11 protein-coding genes are annotated in these 14220 nt (G+C 64.1%); 4 read left to right on the plus strand and 7 right to left on the minus strand.

Annotation, left to right across the window (positions count from 1 at the left end; all coding sequences use genetic code 11):
• Positions 1-50: 50 nt before the first annotated feature.
• From ACQCSU_RS05415 to ACQCSU_RS05430, 4 genes are all read right to left on the minus strand, one after another.
• Positions 51-992: a type II secretion system F family protein gene (locus ACQCSU_RS05415; RefSeq protein WP_426979720.1), complete on the minus strand. Its 942-nt coding sequence runs from the start codon at positions 990-992 to the stop codon at positions 51-53.
• Positions 989-1843, minus strand: coding sequence for a type II secretion system F family protein (locus ACQCSU_RS05420; protein WP_426978677.1), 855 nt, complete (start codon positions 1841-1843; stop codon positions 989-991). Before ACQCSU_RS05420 ends, ACQCSU_RS05415 begins: the two co-directional genes overlap by 4 nt.
• Positions 1843-3066, minus strand: a complete 1224-nt coding sequence (locus ACQCSU_RS05425; RefSeq protein ID WP_426978679.1) for a CpaF family protein — start codon at positions 3064-3066, stop codon at positions 1843-1845. Before ACQCSU_RS05425 ends, ACQCSU_RS05420 begins: the two co-directional genes overlap by 1 nt.
• A gap of 327 nt (positions 3067-3393) precedes the next feature.
• Positions 3394-3846, minus strand: a complete 453-nt coding sequence (locus tag ACQCSU_RS05430) for a hypothetical protein (protein WP_426978680.1) — start codon at positions 3844-3846, stop codon at positions 3394-3396.
• 10 nt (positions 3847-3856) lie between these two features.
• Between ACQCSU_RS05430 and ACQCSU_RS05435 the strand changes: the two genes are divergently transcribed.
• Positions 3857-6046: a GH25 family lysozyme gene (locus ACQCSU_RS05435; RefSeq protein WP_426978682.1), complete on the plus strand. Its 2190-nt coding sequence runs from the start codon at positions 3857-3859 to the stop codon at positions 6044-6046.
• Between the two features lie 83 nt (positions 6047-6129).
• Here the strand turns inward: ACQCSU_RS05435 and ACQCSU_RS05440 are convergent, their stop codons facing one another.
• Complete coding sequence (locus ACQCSU_RS05440) at positions 6130-6540, minus strand: GtrA family protein (protein WP_426978684.1); 411 nt, start codon at positions 6538-6540, stop codon at positions 6130-6132.
• Between the two features lie 356 nt (positions 6541-6896).
• On the opposite strand from ACQCSU_RS05440, the gene ACQCSU_RS05445 reads away from it, so the two are divergent.
• The 3 genes from ACQCSU_RS05445 (at position 6897) to ACQCSU_RS05455 (ending at position 11774) form a co-directional block, all read left to right on the plus strand.
• Positions 6897-8858: a DUF7657 domain-containing protein gene (locus ACQCSU_RS05445; RefSeq protein WP_426978686.1), complete on the plus strand. Its 1962-nt coding sequence runs from the start codon at positions 6897-6899 to the stop codon at positions 8856-8858.
• 313 nt (positions 8859-9171) lie between these two features.
• Complete coding sequence (locus tag ACQCSU_RS05450; protein ID WP_426978688.1) at positions 9172-10107, plus strand: substrate-binding domain-containing protein; 936 nt, start codon at positions 9172-9174, stop codon at positions 10105-10107.
• On the plus strand, positions 10107-11774 hold the full coding sequence (locus ACQCSU_RS05455; RefSeq protein WP_426978690.1) for a DUF2142 domain-containing protein: 1668 nt from the start codon (positions 10107-10109) through the stop codon (positions 11772-11774). Before ACQCSU_RS05450 ends, ACQCSU_RS05455 begins: the two co-directional genes overlap by 1 nt.
• A gap of 7 nt (positions 11775-11781) precedes the next feature.
• On the opposite strand, the gene ACQCSU_RS05460 is transcribed toward ACQCSU_RS05455, so the two are convergent.
• Both ACQCSU_RS05460 and rfbB read right to left on the minus strand, forming a co-directional pair.
• Positions 11782-13206, minus strand: coding sequence for a sugar nucleotide-binding protein (locus ACQCSU_RS05460; protein WP_426978692.1), 1425 nt, complete (start codon positions 13204-13206; stop codon positions 11782-11784).
• A gap of 3 nt (positions 13207-13209) precedes the next feature.
• A complete protein-coding gene (rfbB, locus tag ACQCSU_RS05465) occupies positions 13210-14208 on the minus strand; it encodes a dTDP-glucose 4,6-dehydratase (protein ID WP_426978694.1) in 999 nt (332 codons plus the stop codon).
• Positions 14209-14220 lie beyond the last annotated feature (12 nt).

The following is a 14220-nucleotide window of genomic DNA, read 5'->3' on the forward strand; positions in this document are numbered from 1 at the left end:
TCCTGCTGGCCTGGTTGTCTTCCTGTTGGCCTGGCTGTCTTCCTGTTGGCCTAGAGTCCGAGACTGATGGCAGCCAGACCCGGGAAAACCGCAAATACGACAGTGAGCGGCAACACCCCAAAAACGAGCGGCACCATCATCCCGATTTCCTTCTTTCCGGCTGATTCCATCAGTTCGCGTTTCGCCGTGTCCCTGACATCCTGCGCCTGGGCCCTCAGCACGTCGGCCAGTGGCGTCCCGCGTTCGACGGCCACGATCATTCCGTCCACGAACCGGATCAGCGGGCCCAGGTCCGTCCTTGACGAGAACCCCTTCAGCGCGTCGACCAGGGGCGTCCCTGCCCTGGTCTCGGCGAGAACGCGGGTGAATTCCTTCGACAATTCGCCGCGAGCGCTTCGGCAGACCCGGTCCAGGGCGCCCGTGGCACTCTCGCCCGCACTGACAGCGAGCGCCATGAGTTCCGCAATGCTGGGGAATTCCGCCATCATGCGGGACTCCCGCCTCTTGATGTGCGCCGACAGCACGTAGTCCCGAAGCAGGTAACCGCCGCCGGCGCCGGCCAGTACGACCACCGCGGCAATCGTGGGACTGAACCGTCCGGAGGCGCCTAAGAGCATCACCGCGCCGACAGCCAGTACCAGGCCCCCGGCGCCCCATAGGAGTTGCTCGGCCCGGAAATCGACCGGCGACTTGGAGCTCCCCGACCGGGCCAACCGGCGCGTCAAGGCCGAGGTACCGGGGCTGATTTTGCCCAGAGTGGCGATTGCGTCCCGGAGCACCGGCCGGAGAATGCGTTCCAGCGGACCAAACGGGGTCACGTCCCCGGCTGCTGTGCGCAGCAGTCGCGATTCAAGGTTGTGGGACTTCAGTTGCGGCCCGATTCGCTCGGCAAAGCTGATGGGTCTCATGAACGGCAGCCCCACGAGCAGGAGCCAGAGTCCGCCGCCAAGGACCACACCGCACACGGTGGCGCTGGCCATGAGCCCGCTCAGCGGAGGACCCTTTCATCTTCCGGGAGGGCTCCGATGCGCAACATGATGGCGTAAGAGATCAGGGAGGTCGCGAGGCCGCCCAGCAGGACGCCCGCTCCGATCGGCGTGTTGTAGGCCGCTACAGCTTCGGGTCTGCTTGCCAGCAGGACGAGGACGATCCACGGTGCGGCGACCGCGAGGCGTGCTGCGTTGACGGTCCAGGATTGCCGGGCCTCCAGTTCGCTGCGGGTGCGGGCGCTCTCCCTCAGGAACTCGGCAAGGGTGCCCAGGAGGCGGCCCAAGTCCGACCCGCCCACTTCCCGGGTCAGCCGGAGCGCCTCGACAATTCTGTCGGCCACAGGGTCGGCCAGACGATCCTTCAACCTGGTCAGGGACGGATCGAACCGGCCTCCCGAACGGTAATCGGAACCGAAGTCGCGGAACACGTGACGGAGCTCCGGCGGACCGTTGTCCCCGAGCTGGATGAGAGCCTCGGGCAGCGAGAGGCCAGCCCGAATGGCGGATCGCAGGTGGTCGACGACGTCGGGCCAGAGCTGGCGGAGGACGGCGGCGCGTTTCCGGGCGCGCCACCTCACGACGGCCATCGGCAACCAGGCGCCGAACAATCCGAAGCAGCCCGAGATCGGCCAGGACGTGGTCAGTGCGAAGAACACGACGGTCGTAAAGGCCCCGACGCCGAGGCAGCTTGCCAACAAACCCGGTCCGCTGACCTTCTCTATGCCCGCAGTCCGCAGCAGGTCCTCCAGTCTGCGGCTTCGCGGCGCGCGCTGGGCAGCTTGCGGCTGCTCCCAGGCGGACCACCAGATCAGCAGAAGTCCGGCCCCTGCGAGCACCCCGAGCAGCGGGGCCATCAGCGTGGCTCCAGCAGCGCAGCGACGTCATACCCGGAGCGGGCGAATTTCTCCGCAGCGGGCATTGAATTGGCCTTTGGCTGAAGCTGTCCGTCGATCATGGCAAAGACCATGGAAGATTCGATGATGCCGTTTTCGACTCTGCGTCCGAGCGAAAGGATTTCCGTGACCTGCCGGCGCCCGTTGGCGTACCGGCTGCAGTGGACCACCAAGTCGATGCAGGAGGCGACAGTGGGAACGACGAAGGCGCTGGAGATATTCTCCCCGGCCAGCAACGGGAGGGTACACAGCTTCGTCACGGCGTCATGGGCCGAATTCGAGTGAATCGAGCACATTCCCGGCAGCCCGGAATTCAAGGCGATCAGCATGTCGAGGCTTTCGGCCTCCCTGACTTCGCCGACGACCAGCCGGTCCGGCCGCATTCGCAGTGCTTCCTTGACGAGCCGGCGCAGAGGGATCTCGCCCTCTCCTTCCAGATTCGCTTGCCGGCACTGGAGGCCCACCACGTCACGCAGCGGAAACTGCAGTTCGAAGATTTCCTCCACGGTGATGACACGCTCCCGGGTGCCGATGCCGGCTGCGAGGCAGTTGAGCATTGTGGTCTTGCCTGCCTGGGTCGCGCCGGACACCAGGATGTTGAGGCCGCTGGCCACAGCTGCCCCCAGGAACCGCGCAGCCTGCGGGGTGAGTGTTCCCAGCTCCACAAGGTGTTCGAGCCTGCTGGCCTTAACGACGAACTTCCGGATGTTGATGGCCCAATGCCGCCGGGTGATGTCCGGAATCACAACATGGAGCCGCGATCCATCGGGAAGGGCGGCATCAACGAACGGAGAGGACATGTCGAGGCGCCGCCCCGAGCTCTTCAGCATCCGCTCGACCAGATCCCGGACCTGCTGGTCGGAAAGTGAGATGGAGGTGAGCTCCGATTCGCCGTTGCGGGCCACATAGACCTCATGCGGCGCGTTGATCCAGATCTCCTCGATCCCGGGGTCGTCCAGCAGCGGCTGCAATGCGCCGAAGCCGGCCACGGCGTCGAAGACGAATCGTCTGGCCGGCTCCAAGGGTCCGATCGGAGGCAACGGCGCCAGGAGGGCCCGCTCGTCGTAGTCAGTGACGGCTGCCTCGACGAGTCGCCGGACTTCTCCGGCCTGCCGCAGCGGGTCCAGCCCGCGGCGTCGGATCAGCTCGCGGACTTCATCCTCAACAATGCGCACAGCCTCCACTTGGCCCCCGATATATGACTGCCGCCCTTCCGCCGAGGCAGGGCAATTGGGTTAAAGCTATGGGAGGGTGATCGGCGCGACAATAGCGCGCGAGGCGGTTTGTGGATAACTGCCAAGATTTCGACATGACAACTTTCCCGTGGGCAACACCAGAAACACTGGTTTCACAAATCCACCGATGTTAGGGTGGGCGCGATAACAAACCATCTCTGGCCCCGGACAGCCTTTTCGCAGTTCAACCGGGCACGAGACCTACGTGACGCGGCTCGGACAGCGTGTCATTGCTCCGGAGCGGAATATGAAGCGGACCCTACTTGCCCCAGCCAGTCAGTGCGGCCGCCGAATCGGGGCCACCATCCTCGCCGTCGCACTCCTGGCCGGTCCAGGTTTGGCCCAGCCGGCGGGCGCCGTCGAGCCGTCGCCCACCGTGTCGCCGGCTCCCGCCGCCACCATGGCTGCTACTGCCCCGCCTGCTCCGACGGCCACCGCCGGGCCCACGGCCGCCAAGACAGCGGCTCCGGCTCCATCCGCTTCCCGGGGCACAACCCAGGCGGCGGCGCCAGCCTCGCCCGGGCCCTCCACCGCCAGCCCTGCTCCGGCTCCCGGTGCACTCAAGGACCGGGCGGCGATGGCCGCGGCAATCGGTCCCGGCGGCGCAGAGATGGGCCAGCGCTCTGCCCGGGTCACCTCGTCCTCCCCGGCCCTCAAGAGGTCCACCCAGTCCGCGGCGATCGGAACGCTGACGACGCAGGGCACGTGGTCGCCGTCGTTTGGGGTCAAGGGTCTGGACGTGAGCGGCCACCAGCCCAGCGTCAACTGGCAGGACCAGTGGAACACGGGCGCCCGGTTCGCCTACGTCAAGGCCAGCGAAGGCAACTACTACGCCAGCGAGACCTTCGGCTCCCAATATCAGGGCTCCCGGAGCGTGGGGATGATCCGGGGCGCCTACCATTTCGCGATCCCGAACTGGTCGTCCGGGGCGGACCAGGCCCGGTACTTCGTCCAGAACGGCGGCGGATGGAGTGCGGATGGCTACACGCTCCCGCCAGTGCTTGACTTTGAGTTCAATCCTTATGCCGGCAGAACGATCAACGGCTTCTACTTCGGCAATACGTGCTACGGCATGTCACCCGCGCAGCTGACGTCCTGGGTGCGCGACTTCGGGAACACCATGTTGTCGCTGACCGGGCGACTTCCCGTTATCTACACCAACACCTCCTGGTGGAACCAGTGCACCGGCAACGCTTCCGGTTTCGGGAACTACCCCTTGTGGGTTGCCGCCTACCCGAGCGCCCCCACGAACAATGCGGGTGCCATTCCCTCGAGCTGGAGCAACTACAGCATCTGGCAGTACAGCAGCACGGGGCCGTTCGCGGGTGACTCGAACGTCTGGAACGGCACGTACTCCCAACTTTCCACGTTTGCCGCCAAGGGAAGTGCCGACACCCCTGCGCCGCCACTGCAGCTTTCGTCCACGTACAAGGCCTCGTGGGTCGGGGATTCCGACGGTGACGGCGAACCGGACCTGGTCACGCAGCATTCGGACGGTTCTCTGTGGTTCTATGCCGGCACAGGCGGCGGCGGATACCGGACCGGCCGCGTCATCGGCACCGGATGGAACATCTACGACAGGCTCGTGGGCGTCGGCGACTCCAACCGTGACGGCAAACCCGACATGGTGGCCCGGCGGCCCGACGGCAGCCTCTGGTTCTACGCCGGCGACGGAAAGGGAAACTACCAGTCCGCCCGCCAGATCGGCACCGGCTGGAACGTCTTTGACCAGCTGGTCGGGGCCCGCGATTCCAACGGCGACGGAATCCCCGACCTGGTGGCACGAGATTCGGTCGGCGGACTCTGGACCTACGCCGGCGACGGCAGCGGCGGCTACCGAACCGGATCGAAAATCGGTACGGGCTGGGGCATCTACAACCTGATCGTCGGTTCCGGCGATTTCGATTCCGACAGCATCCCCGACGTCCTGGCCCGACACCCCAACGGCACCCTCTGGTTCTACCCGGGTAACGGCAACGGCGGCTACCGGTCCGGCCGCCAAATCGGTACCGGCTGGTCCATCTACGACCAGATCCTCGGGGCCGGAGACAACAACGGCGACGGAAAGGCTGACCTCCTTGGGCGCCGCTCCGACGGCAGCCTGTGGTTCTACGCCGGCGACGGCATGCGCACCGACGGATACAACCTCGCTCAAAAGATCGGCACTGGCTGGAACATCTTCACCCGCGTCACCGGGGTGGGGGATTCCGACGGTGACGGCGAACCGGACCTGGTCACGCAGCATTCGGACGGTTCTCTGTGGTTCTATGCCGGCACAGGCGGCGGCGGATACCGGACCGGCCGCGTCATCGGCAGCGGATGGAACATCTACGACAGGCTCGTGGGCGTCGGCGACTCCAACCGTGACGGCAAACCCGACATGGTGGCCCGGCGGCCCGACGGCAGCCTCTGGTTCTACGCCGGCGACGGAAAGGGAAACTACCAATCCGCCCGCCAGATCGGCACCGGCTGGAACGTCTTTGACCAGCTGGTCGGGGCCCGCGATGCCAACGGCGACGGAATCCCGGACCTGGTGGCACGAGATTCGGTCGGCGGACTCTGGAGCTACGCCGGCGATGGCAGCGGCGGCTACCGAACCGGCTCGAAAATCGGTACGGGCTGGGGCATCTACAACCTGATCGTCGGTTCCGGCGATTTCGATTCCGACGGCATCCCCGACGTCCTGGCCCGACACTCCAACGGCAGCCTCTGGTTCTACCCGGGTGACGGCAACGGCGGCTACCGGTCCGGCCGCCAAATCGGTACCGGCTGGTCCATCTACGACCAGATCCTCGGGGCCGGAGACAACAACGGCGACGGAAAGGCTGACCTCCTTGGGCGCCGCTCCGACGGCAGCCTGTGGTTCTACGCCGGCGACGGCATGCGCACCGACGGATACAAGGGCAGCAAAGCCGCGGGGGGCCTGTAACCCCTCGAAGTCCTGCGGAGGCAACACGCGGCCACGCCAGGCTGCGACTGACAACACGGTCCAGGCCGGGGAAATAGGAGCTGTCAGGCGGAAATTTCTTCGGAGTCACTCGGCGCACTGCTGCCGGACCGGAAAATCCAGTGCTTATAGAGGAGAAAGTTCCACGCCGTGATCAGAGCAGTGGAAGCAATCTTCCCGATCTGATAGCCGAGCCCCATCCACTCAGCAAAATTGACGATGAAGTCAACGGCCGCGGTGTTAAAGGCAACGAGCAAGCAATACTTGAGCAAACTGACGCTTCGACCATTTTGCGCGCGGAAAGTAAAGACTCGTTGAAGGACGAAGTTGAAGACGAGACTCGTCAGGAACGCGATCGGAGTGGCCAACCACAGCTCAACACCGAAGACCTCGTGAAGCAGCGTGAGAAGGCCGAAATCTATGGCGAAGGATAAACCGCCGACGATCAAGAACCTGGCCACCTCATTGTTTAGCACGACTTTTGAATGCCTTCTGAGCACTTATCCTCTTAGCTTTCAGTGGATCCTGCGTTATCCACGCTAGTAATAACGCCGCCGAAACAATCAAACCGGATCAGGCTATTTTCAGCTCTAGAGAGGCCGCGCGCCGATCCAGCGTAGGCGCCGCCTGCATCGCCCGAGGGGCCGCATCACCCGAGGGTCCGCTGTCAGCGAGGTGCCCTGCTTTCGGTGGGTCCGCATGGAACCCTCCGCTATACGGTAGCATACTGAGGTCGCCGCGTCAGGCTGATGGCAACCACCAAACGTCCTCCATCTGCCTGCATGTTAGATTCGAAAGCGATTCCACGACGAGCCTTTTTAGGACTAATAGTTTGCCAACGACAGCGACATTTTCTTCACGTGTTTCACGATCTAAAGAGAAAATTCTTACGTGGATATGCCTCAATGACAATGCGTTAAAGGTTGCGGTTGTCCTTGCGTATTTGGTTGTTGTGGCCAGCGGAGCTACCACTTCATCCATTGGGATTTCCGTACTCAGGGAGGACTCAAGTCATCCCTTGGGTCTTCAACTCGGAGAGTCATCCCCGATTCGGGCGGACGAATACAATGCGTTCTCCCCCATTGTCCTTTCGATCATGGCGACCGGCGGCGCACCGACGACGAGCGTGCTTGCTGCCCCGGCGGATCTGGTTCACCGCTACTCTTCCGGTGGTTTTTTTGAATCCATTGTGTTCTTCGATTCCACCCTCCTGCACAGTGCATCGTTCTTGCCGGACGCCATGGTGTTCGCTGCCCACTGGTGGCTGCCGGCACTGCTGCTTTTCCTCTTCCTCCCCAAGTGGTTTGTCCAGGTAGGTGCCGGCGGCCGCTGGGGTTGGCTGGCAGCGATGCTGATAGTGCTGTCCCCGGCCGCATCGTGGTGGACGATGATGCCGATCCAGCTCATCGCTTACACAGTGGCAGGTTCGACTCTTCTGTTGTCCGCGTTCCAGCGGTTCACGCGTCAAGAGCGCCTCATTCCCACACTGCAAAGCATTGCGTCAGGAATTCTGATCGCCGGAATGCCCAGTTTTTACATCCCGTGGTCCCTTGTTCTTGGCCTGCCCATCCTTCTTGCGACCGTCGCCTGGATTTTCGCCGTCCGGGCGAACTGGAAGCCGAAAATCCTGGCTTTGGGCAGCGCGGGCCTGGTTGCCATGGTGTTTGCCGGGGGTGTCCTCTGGGAAAACCGTGCTGGAATAGCGGCGCTGCTGGAATCCGTGTACCCGGGTTCACGCAGGTCCGCGGGCGCAGCGCAGAGCTTCGGCATGCTCTTCGGCGCTCCGGCCCTGGGCGCGCTGCAGGAGATGACTCCGGTGGGAAGCAACGAAAGTGAGCTGTCTACAGCGTTCACCATCACGTTCGTCTGGGCAGCTTTCCTGCTCGTCGGTCTCAGAAAGTTTGGGCGCCCGCGGGACAACGTCGTCGTCCTGGTTCTGCTGGGATTCGGGCTGACGTGGCTCGCCTGGTGCACGATAAACCTCGGAGACCAGAGCGCAGCCATCCCCCTGCTGAACTACATTCAGCCCGCGCGGGCGGCCCAGGTCTGCGGGATAACTGGAGCCGTCCTGGTCTGCCTGCTGCTTTCCCGTCTGCCGGCCAGGCCCGGCTGGCGGCTGCCTGTTGTCTCGGCGGTCGTCTGCGGCCTGATTACTGCCTACGCCGCTTCGCTGCTTCAGCAGTCACAGCTTCCCGTGATCACGAACACGTTCATCGCTCTTGTGGCTATCGCCGTTGCCGTCGCGGTCTTTTGCGTGACGCGGTTTCCCCACAAGATCTGGCCGATGCTGCTCGTCTCTGCGTTGGCCGCGGTGCCTGTCATCAATGCAAACCCGCTGCTCTTCGGCATGGGCGATCTGCGCGTATCCGCAACGGCAGGCTACCTGCGCGATCAAGGAAAGACTGCACGGGCGACGGACGGGGTGTGGGTGTCCGACTCACCGGCATTTGACACCGTCATGCTGGCCAACGGTGTCCCGTCGCTGAGCGGGCTGCAGCGATCCGGGCCCGACAAGACGCAATGGGCCAAGTTGGATCCGGATCAGGCCCACGCCAACGAATGGAACCGCGGTGGCGGATTCATCTACTTCCAGTGGTTGCCTGGCCAACCCATCTCGTTCGGCAACAATGGCTCGGACTCTGCAATGGTCGGAGCGGACCCCTGCGACCTCAAGCTGCGCATCCCGAATCTGCAGGGAATCGCTTCCACCCACCCGCTGAATGATCCATGTCTCCGAGCGGACCGGGTCCTTAAGTGGTCCGATCAGGACATATTCACCTACAAGTTCTCCTAAGTGCCAGGCGGACGTTCCAGCAGCATCGAAGGTAGGCAGCGGCGCCGCCGTGCGGCGCCTGATTGCTGTTCCGTGCGGAGCATCGGAGGCCGCCGCAACCCGCCGAAATGGCAAGCCGCAAGGGCGGAGAGGCTAGGGTTGTAGGGATTAAGAACTCGGCACACTCCAGATTGGGAAAGGATTTTCGTTGCGCAATCGGTCCATAGGCGGGGCTGTCGCCTGCATTCTGCTCGCTGGCATAGGAGTGGCCGGTTGCTCCGGCGGGACGTCCGCAAACGGCGTCATAGGTTCTCTCACCGCGATCGGGACCCCCGTGCAAAAAGACCCGATCGGGGCATGGAGCAGCGCCTGGACCAAGAAGAACAACGCCACGTCCCTGAACTACTCCCCCGATGGTCACGACGTCGGGTTGTCTGCCCTGGCAACGGGGCAGGCCTACTTTGCGGCACTGGATGCGCCCCTTACGGTTGAGCAGCAGGATCGGACCAAGGCGGCCTGCGGGCCCTCGGGGGCTTTTTCCGTCCCGGTTTCCATCACGTCCATCGGCGTTGCGTTCAACATGCCCAGTATCCGGAGCCTGAAGCTGACGCCGGCTGTGCTGGCCGGCATCTTCTCCGGGGAAATCACCCGCTGGGACGCGAGTGAGATCGCCGGGCTGAATCCCGGCCTCACGCTTCCATCCACGAAGATCGTTCCGGTCACGGCGACGGCACCAAGTGCCGAAACGACAGCGTCCACCAAATATCTCAGCGGCGCCCCGGAGTGGACCGCCGGCGTTTCCGCCGTCTGGCCGAAATCTGAAGACGGGATCGAGGTCAAGAAACTCTCCGATGTCGGATCCAAGGTCGACGAGACGGAGGGGGCCATAGCGTTTATGGATCTCGGCTCGATCGGCGGCCGCTTCGACACGGCACTCCTTAGCTTCGGTGACGGTTTCATCCGCATCTCCAAGGACTCAGCGGCCGTCGCTGCCCAGGAAGGCGCCACCCGGACCGTCCCCACAGGCGTCGAGTTCACGCTTCCGGAAACAAGCGCCCAAGGCTACGCCCTGGGCGTTCTCAGCTACCAGGCATTCTGCCGTTCATACAAGAACGCGCAGCTGACCACGCTCGTGAAATCCTGGGGGAAATTCGTGCTCAGCCCCGATGGCCAGGTCGCCTCGACCTACTTCGCAAACGTGGCCTCGCCAAGCGAAGCCGCCCTGCGCGAGTCCAACAAACTGATTGAAACTATCGGGGAGGCGAGTTGATGCACGCAACCGAGACCGGCACCCAGCCGTCGTCCGTCACTACTGGCACAAAGAGCACACTCCGCGGCCGCTCCCGCAGGCGCGAGTTGTCCCCGGCCACCCGCAGCGGGCTGAGGTTCTTCCTGCCCGTCTTCGCTCTTCTGTCCCTCCTCACCACCCTGTGGATCCTGGCGACGCCGCTCATGGCGTATCCGGATGAACCCTCGCACGCCATCAAGGCGGCCGCAGTGGCCCGGGGCCAGTTCTTCCCCGCACCGGGAGAGTCCTACGGCCACGGCATCCATGTTCAGGTTCCGTCCTACATCGCCAACGTCGAATCCCAGATGTGCTTTTCGTTCCAGATGCAAAAACCCGCGGGTTGCGCTCCGGCCATACCGCCGGATGACAACTACCAAACCATCGGCGTAACCTCGGCAGGCTTGTACAACCCGTTCTATTACTGGCTGGTCGGGCTGCCCAGCCTCTTCATGTCAGGTGCCCCCGCACTGTTTGCCATGCGGATCGTCAGCGGCCTGATGTCGGCGGCGTTTTACGCGGCCGGCTTCACCGCACTGTCACGTCTCCGCCACCCGAAGTGGCCGCTGATCGCGGCCAGCATTTCGACGACACCGATGGTGCTGTTCCTGGCGAGCGGCATCAATCCCAACTCCCTGGAAGTGGCGGCCTCGATGGCCGCATTCTGTGGACTGGTTTCGGTGCTGGAGAACTCCCGGCACCTGGACCGTGCGGCCCCCGGCATCGTGACCGTCGGCGTCGCCGCCGCAACCCTGGCCAACACCCGAAACGTGTCGCTGCTGTGGCTGCTGTGCGGCGCGATCGTTGCATGCCTGGTCTTCAGGCGGGCCGACGTTGCAGCCATCTTCAGGAACCGGATCGTGCTGGCGGCCACAGCCCTGGCGAGCGTCGGAATTGTCCTGGGCGTGGCCTGGAACTTCATCATGCTGAAGGCGCCCGCTTCCGCAGGGGAAGCCCCGGCAGGCATTTCGAATCTCGGCGGAGAAGTGCGCCCTTACAACGCCTTCCTGACCATGATGGACAGATCGTTCGACTTTGTACACCAGTACGTCGGCGTAGCAGGGTGGCTCGATGCGCCGGTGCCCCAGGGAGTCCTCGCCTTCTGGAGCCTGCTGCTCGTCGGGCTGGTACTTATGGTGTTCCTCGTCCGGCCCTACCGGCTGCAAGGAGCCTTCTGGGTGGCGCTGGCATTCCTCGCGGTGGTGCCGGCAGCGCTCCAGGCAGCGCTGATCAACACCACCGGCTTCATCTGGCAGGGACGCTACAGCCTCCCGCTGTTCGCGATCGCGCTGATCTCAGCGGGCTTGGCCATGAGGTTCCGCCCGTTCCACCAGCGCCCCCAGAGCCGGACCATCACCAGGATTCTGCTGCTGGCAGCCTGGGTTGCACACATCTACGCCTTCCTGAACGTGCTGCGGCGCTACGTCGTCGGCCTGCAGGAGTGGGGCAATTGGCAGACCATGGTCACGGTTCCCGGCTGGCAGCCTCCCCTCTCCTGGGAGGTCCTCACCGTGGCATTCGCAGCAGTGCTGCTGGTCGCCGCTTCGAAACTGTTTTCCTACCTGCATCCAGGCTTCGAGCTGTTGCCGAGGCTGTCCCGCCGGGTCAGAAAACTGCGTTCCGCCCTGAACCGGCCATCCGGCAACCGCTAGGGCTGCCTCAGCCCTGTGAAAGTTCTGCGCCGAGGTACTCCTTGAGCCGTTGGGACACCTGCGGAGGCTGAAACCCGGTCGCCCGGATCTTGTCCAGCGCCAGGACGCTGTTCAGGGGCCGCGGCGCCGCCGGCTTGCCCTTGAAGTACTCCTCCGTGCTGACGCCCGAGACATGTGATGCCTGCCCGCCCGCCAGGCCAAAAACATCGGCTGCAATTGCGGCCCAGGACTGTGGTTCGCCGTCGTTGCTGAGGTTGTAGACGCCGTAGTCCGAGCCCGTCTCCAGCAGGTGCCTGATGCCGGCGGCGATGTCCTGCGTGAATGTCAGCCGTCCGATCTGGTCATCGACGACGGACGGCTCGATCCCCCGCTGCGCGAGCGAGGCCATGGTCCGGACAAAGTTGTTCCCCTCGCCGATCACCCAGCTCGTGCGGACGATGTAGTGGCGGGGAACAACGCTGACGACGGCGTCCCCCGCGGCTTTCGTCTGGCCGTAGACGCCCAGCGGCGCTACCGGTTCGGACTCCGCATGCGTCGTGCGGGCGCCGTCGAAGACGTAGTCCGACGAGACATGGACGAGGGTCAGGTCATGCTCGACGGCGGTGCGGGCCAGCCGCGCCACGGCCGTGACATTGATCGCCCAGGCGGCGGTCCGGCCTTCGGGCGACTCCGCCGCATCCACGGCCGTGTAGGCGGCCGCGTTGATAATCGTCGAGTAGTTCTTCCAGTTCCGGGACGCGAAGGAATCCTCGCTGGCCAGGTCGAACTCATTCCGGCCGGCGAACTCAACGCCGGTCTCGCCGTCGTACAGCTCCCGCAGGGCCTTGCCGAGCTGGCCGTCCGCGCCAACCACCAGGATCTTCTTCGCCGGCATCGGCGCCACATCCGCCAGGCGCGGGTGCGCCTTGTCCTTGTCGGAGAGTTCGGCCTGCTCCAGCGGGATCGGCCACGCGATGGCGGCAGTCTCGTCGGCCAGGTTCAGGAAGGTGTACTGGCCCTGGGCGTCCGCGGACCAGTGGTCGTTGACCAGGTAGGTGTAGGCGGTGTTGTCCGCCAGGGTCTGGAACGCGTTGCCCACGCCCCGGGGGATGAAGATGGCCTGGCTCGGGTCCAGCTCCGCCGTGAAGACCGCGCCGAACGACGGACCCTCGCGAAGGTCCACCCACGCGCCGAAAATCCGTCCGGTGGCGACCGAAATGAACTTATCCCAGGGTTCGGCGTGGATTCCGCGGGTGGTCCCGGCCTTTTCGTTGAACGAGATGTTGTTCTGCGCCGGGCGGAAGTCCGGCAGGCCGAGGGCCACCATCTTTTCGCGCTGCCAGTTCTCCTTGAACCAGCCGCGGTTGTCTCCGTGGACCGGGAGGTCGTAGAGGACGACGCCGGGGATGGGGGTTTCGTGCGCTGTGAGCTTCTTCGAGAACTCGATCGACATCGTCTACTGGCCCTGTTCCTTGTACTTGGCTTCCGTGGCCGCCTTCTGCGGGCGCCACCACTGCTCGTTGTCCCGGTACCAGGCGATGGTGTCCTCGATGCCGGCGTCGAAGTTGGAGAAGCGGGGCTCCCAGCCGAGCTCCCTGCGGAGCTTCGAGGAATCAATCGCGTACCGCATGTCGTGGCCCGGACGGTCAATCACGTGGTCGTAAGCGTCCGGGGCCTGGCCCATGTGCTTCAGGATCAGTTCGACGACGTCCTTGTTGTTCTTCTCGCCGTCGGCGCCGATCAGGTAGGTCTCGCCGATCCGGCCCTTGTCGATGATGGCCAGGACAGCCGAGGAGTGGTCGTTGGCGTGGATCCAATCACGGACGTTCTCGCCCTTGCCGTACAGCTTGGGGCGGATCCCGTCGATCACGTTGGTGATCTGGCGCGGGATGAACTTTTCCACGTGCTGGTAGGGCCCGTAGTTGTTCGAGCAGTTGCTGATGGTCGCCTGCAGGCCGAAGGACCGCACCCAGGCGCGCACCAGCAGGTCCGAGCCTGCTTTGGTGGACGAATAGGGGCTCGACGGGTTGTACGGGGTGTCCTCCGTGAAGCGTTCCGGATCGTCCAGTTCGAGGTCGCCGTAGACCTCGTCGGTGGAGATGTGGTGGAAGCGCTTGTTGTGCTTCCGCGCAGCCTCGATGAGGGTGTAGGTGCCGATGATGTTCGTGTCCAGGAACGGGCGCGGATCGTGCAGCGAGTTGTCGTTATGGGATTCCGCGGCGTAATGGACCACCACGTCCGCTTCGGCGACGAGCCCGTCAACGATGCCGGCATCGCAGATGTCGCCCTGGACCAGCCGGAAGCGGTCCCCGGGAAGGCCTTTCACGGACTCCACATTGCCGGCGTAAGTGAGCTTGTCGAGGACCGTGACGTGATGGCCCGTGTTCTCCAGTACGTAGTGGACAAAATTGGAACCGATGAAACCGGCGCCGCCGGTGACGAGGAGTTTCTGCATCCTGCCAGCTTA

The sequence above is a fragment of the Pseudarthrobacter sp. O4 genome (assembly GCF_050157025.1).
Lineage (GTDB): Bacteria > Actinomycetota > Actinomycetes > Actinomycetales > Micrococcaceae > Arthrobacter.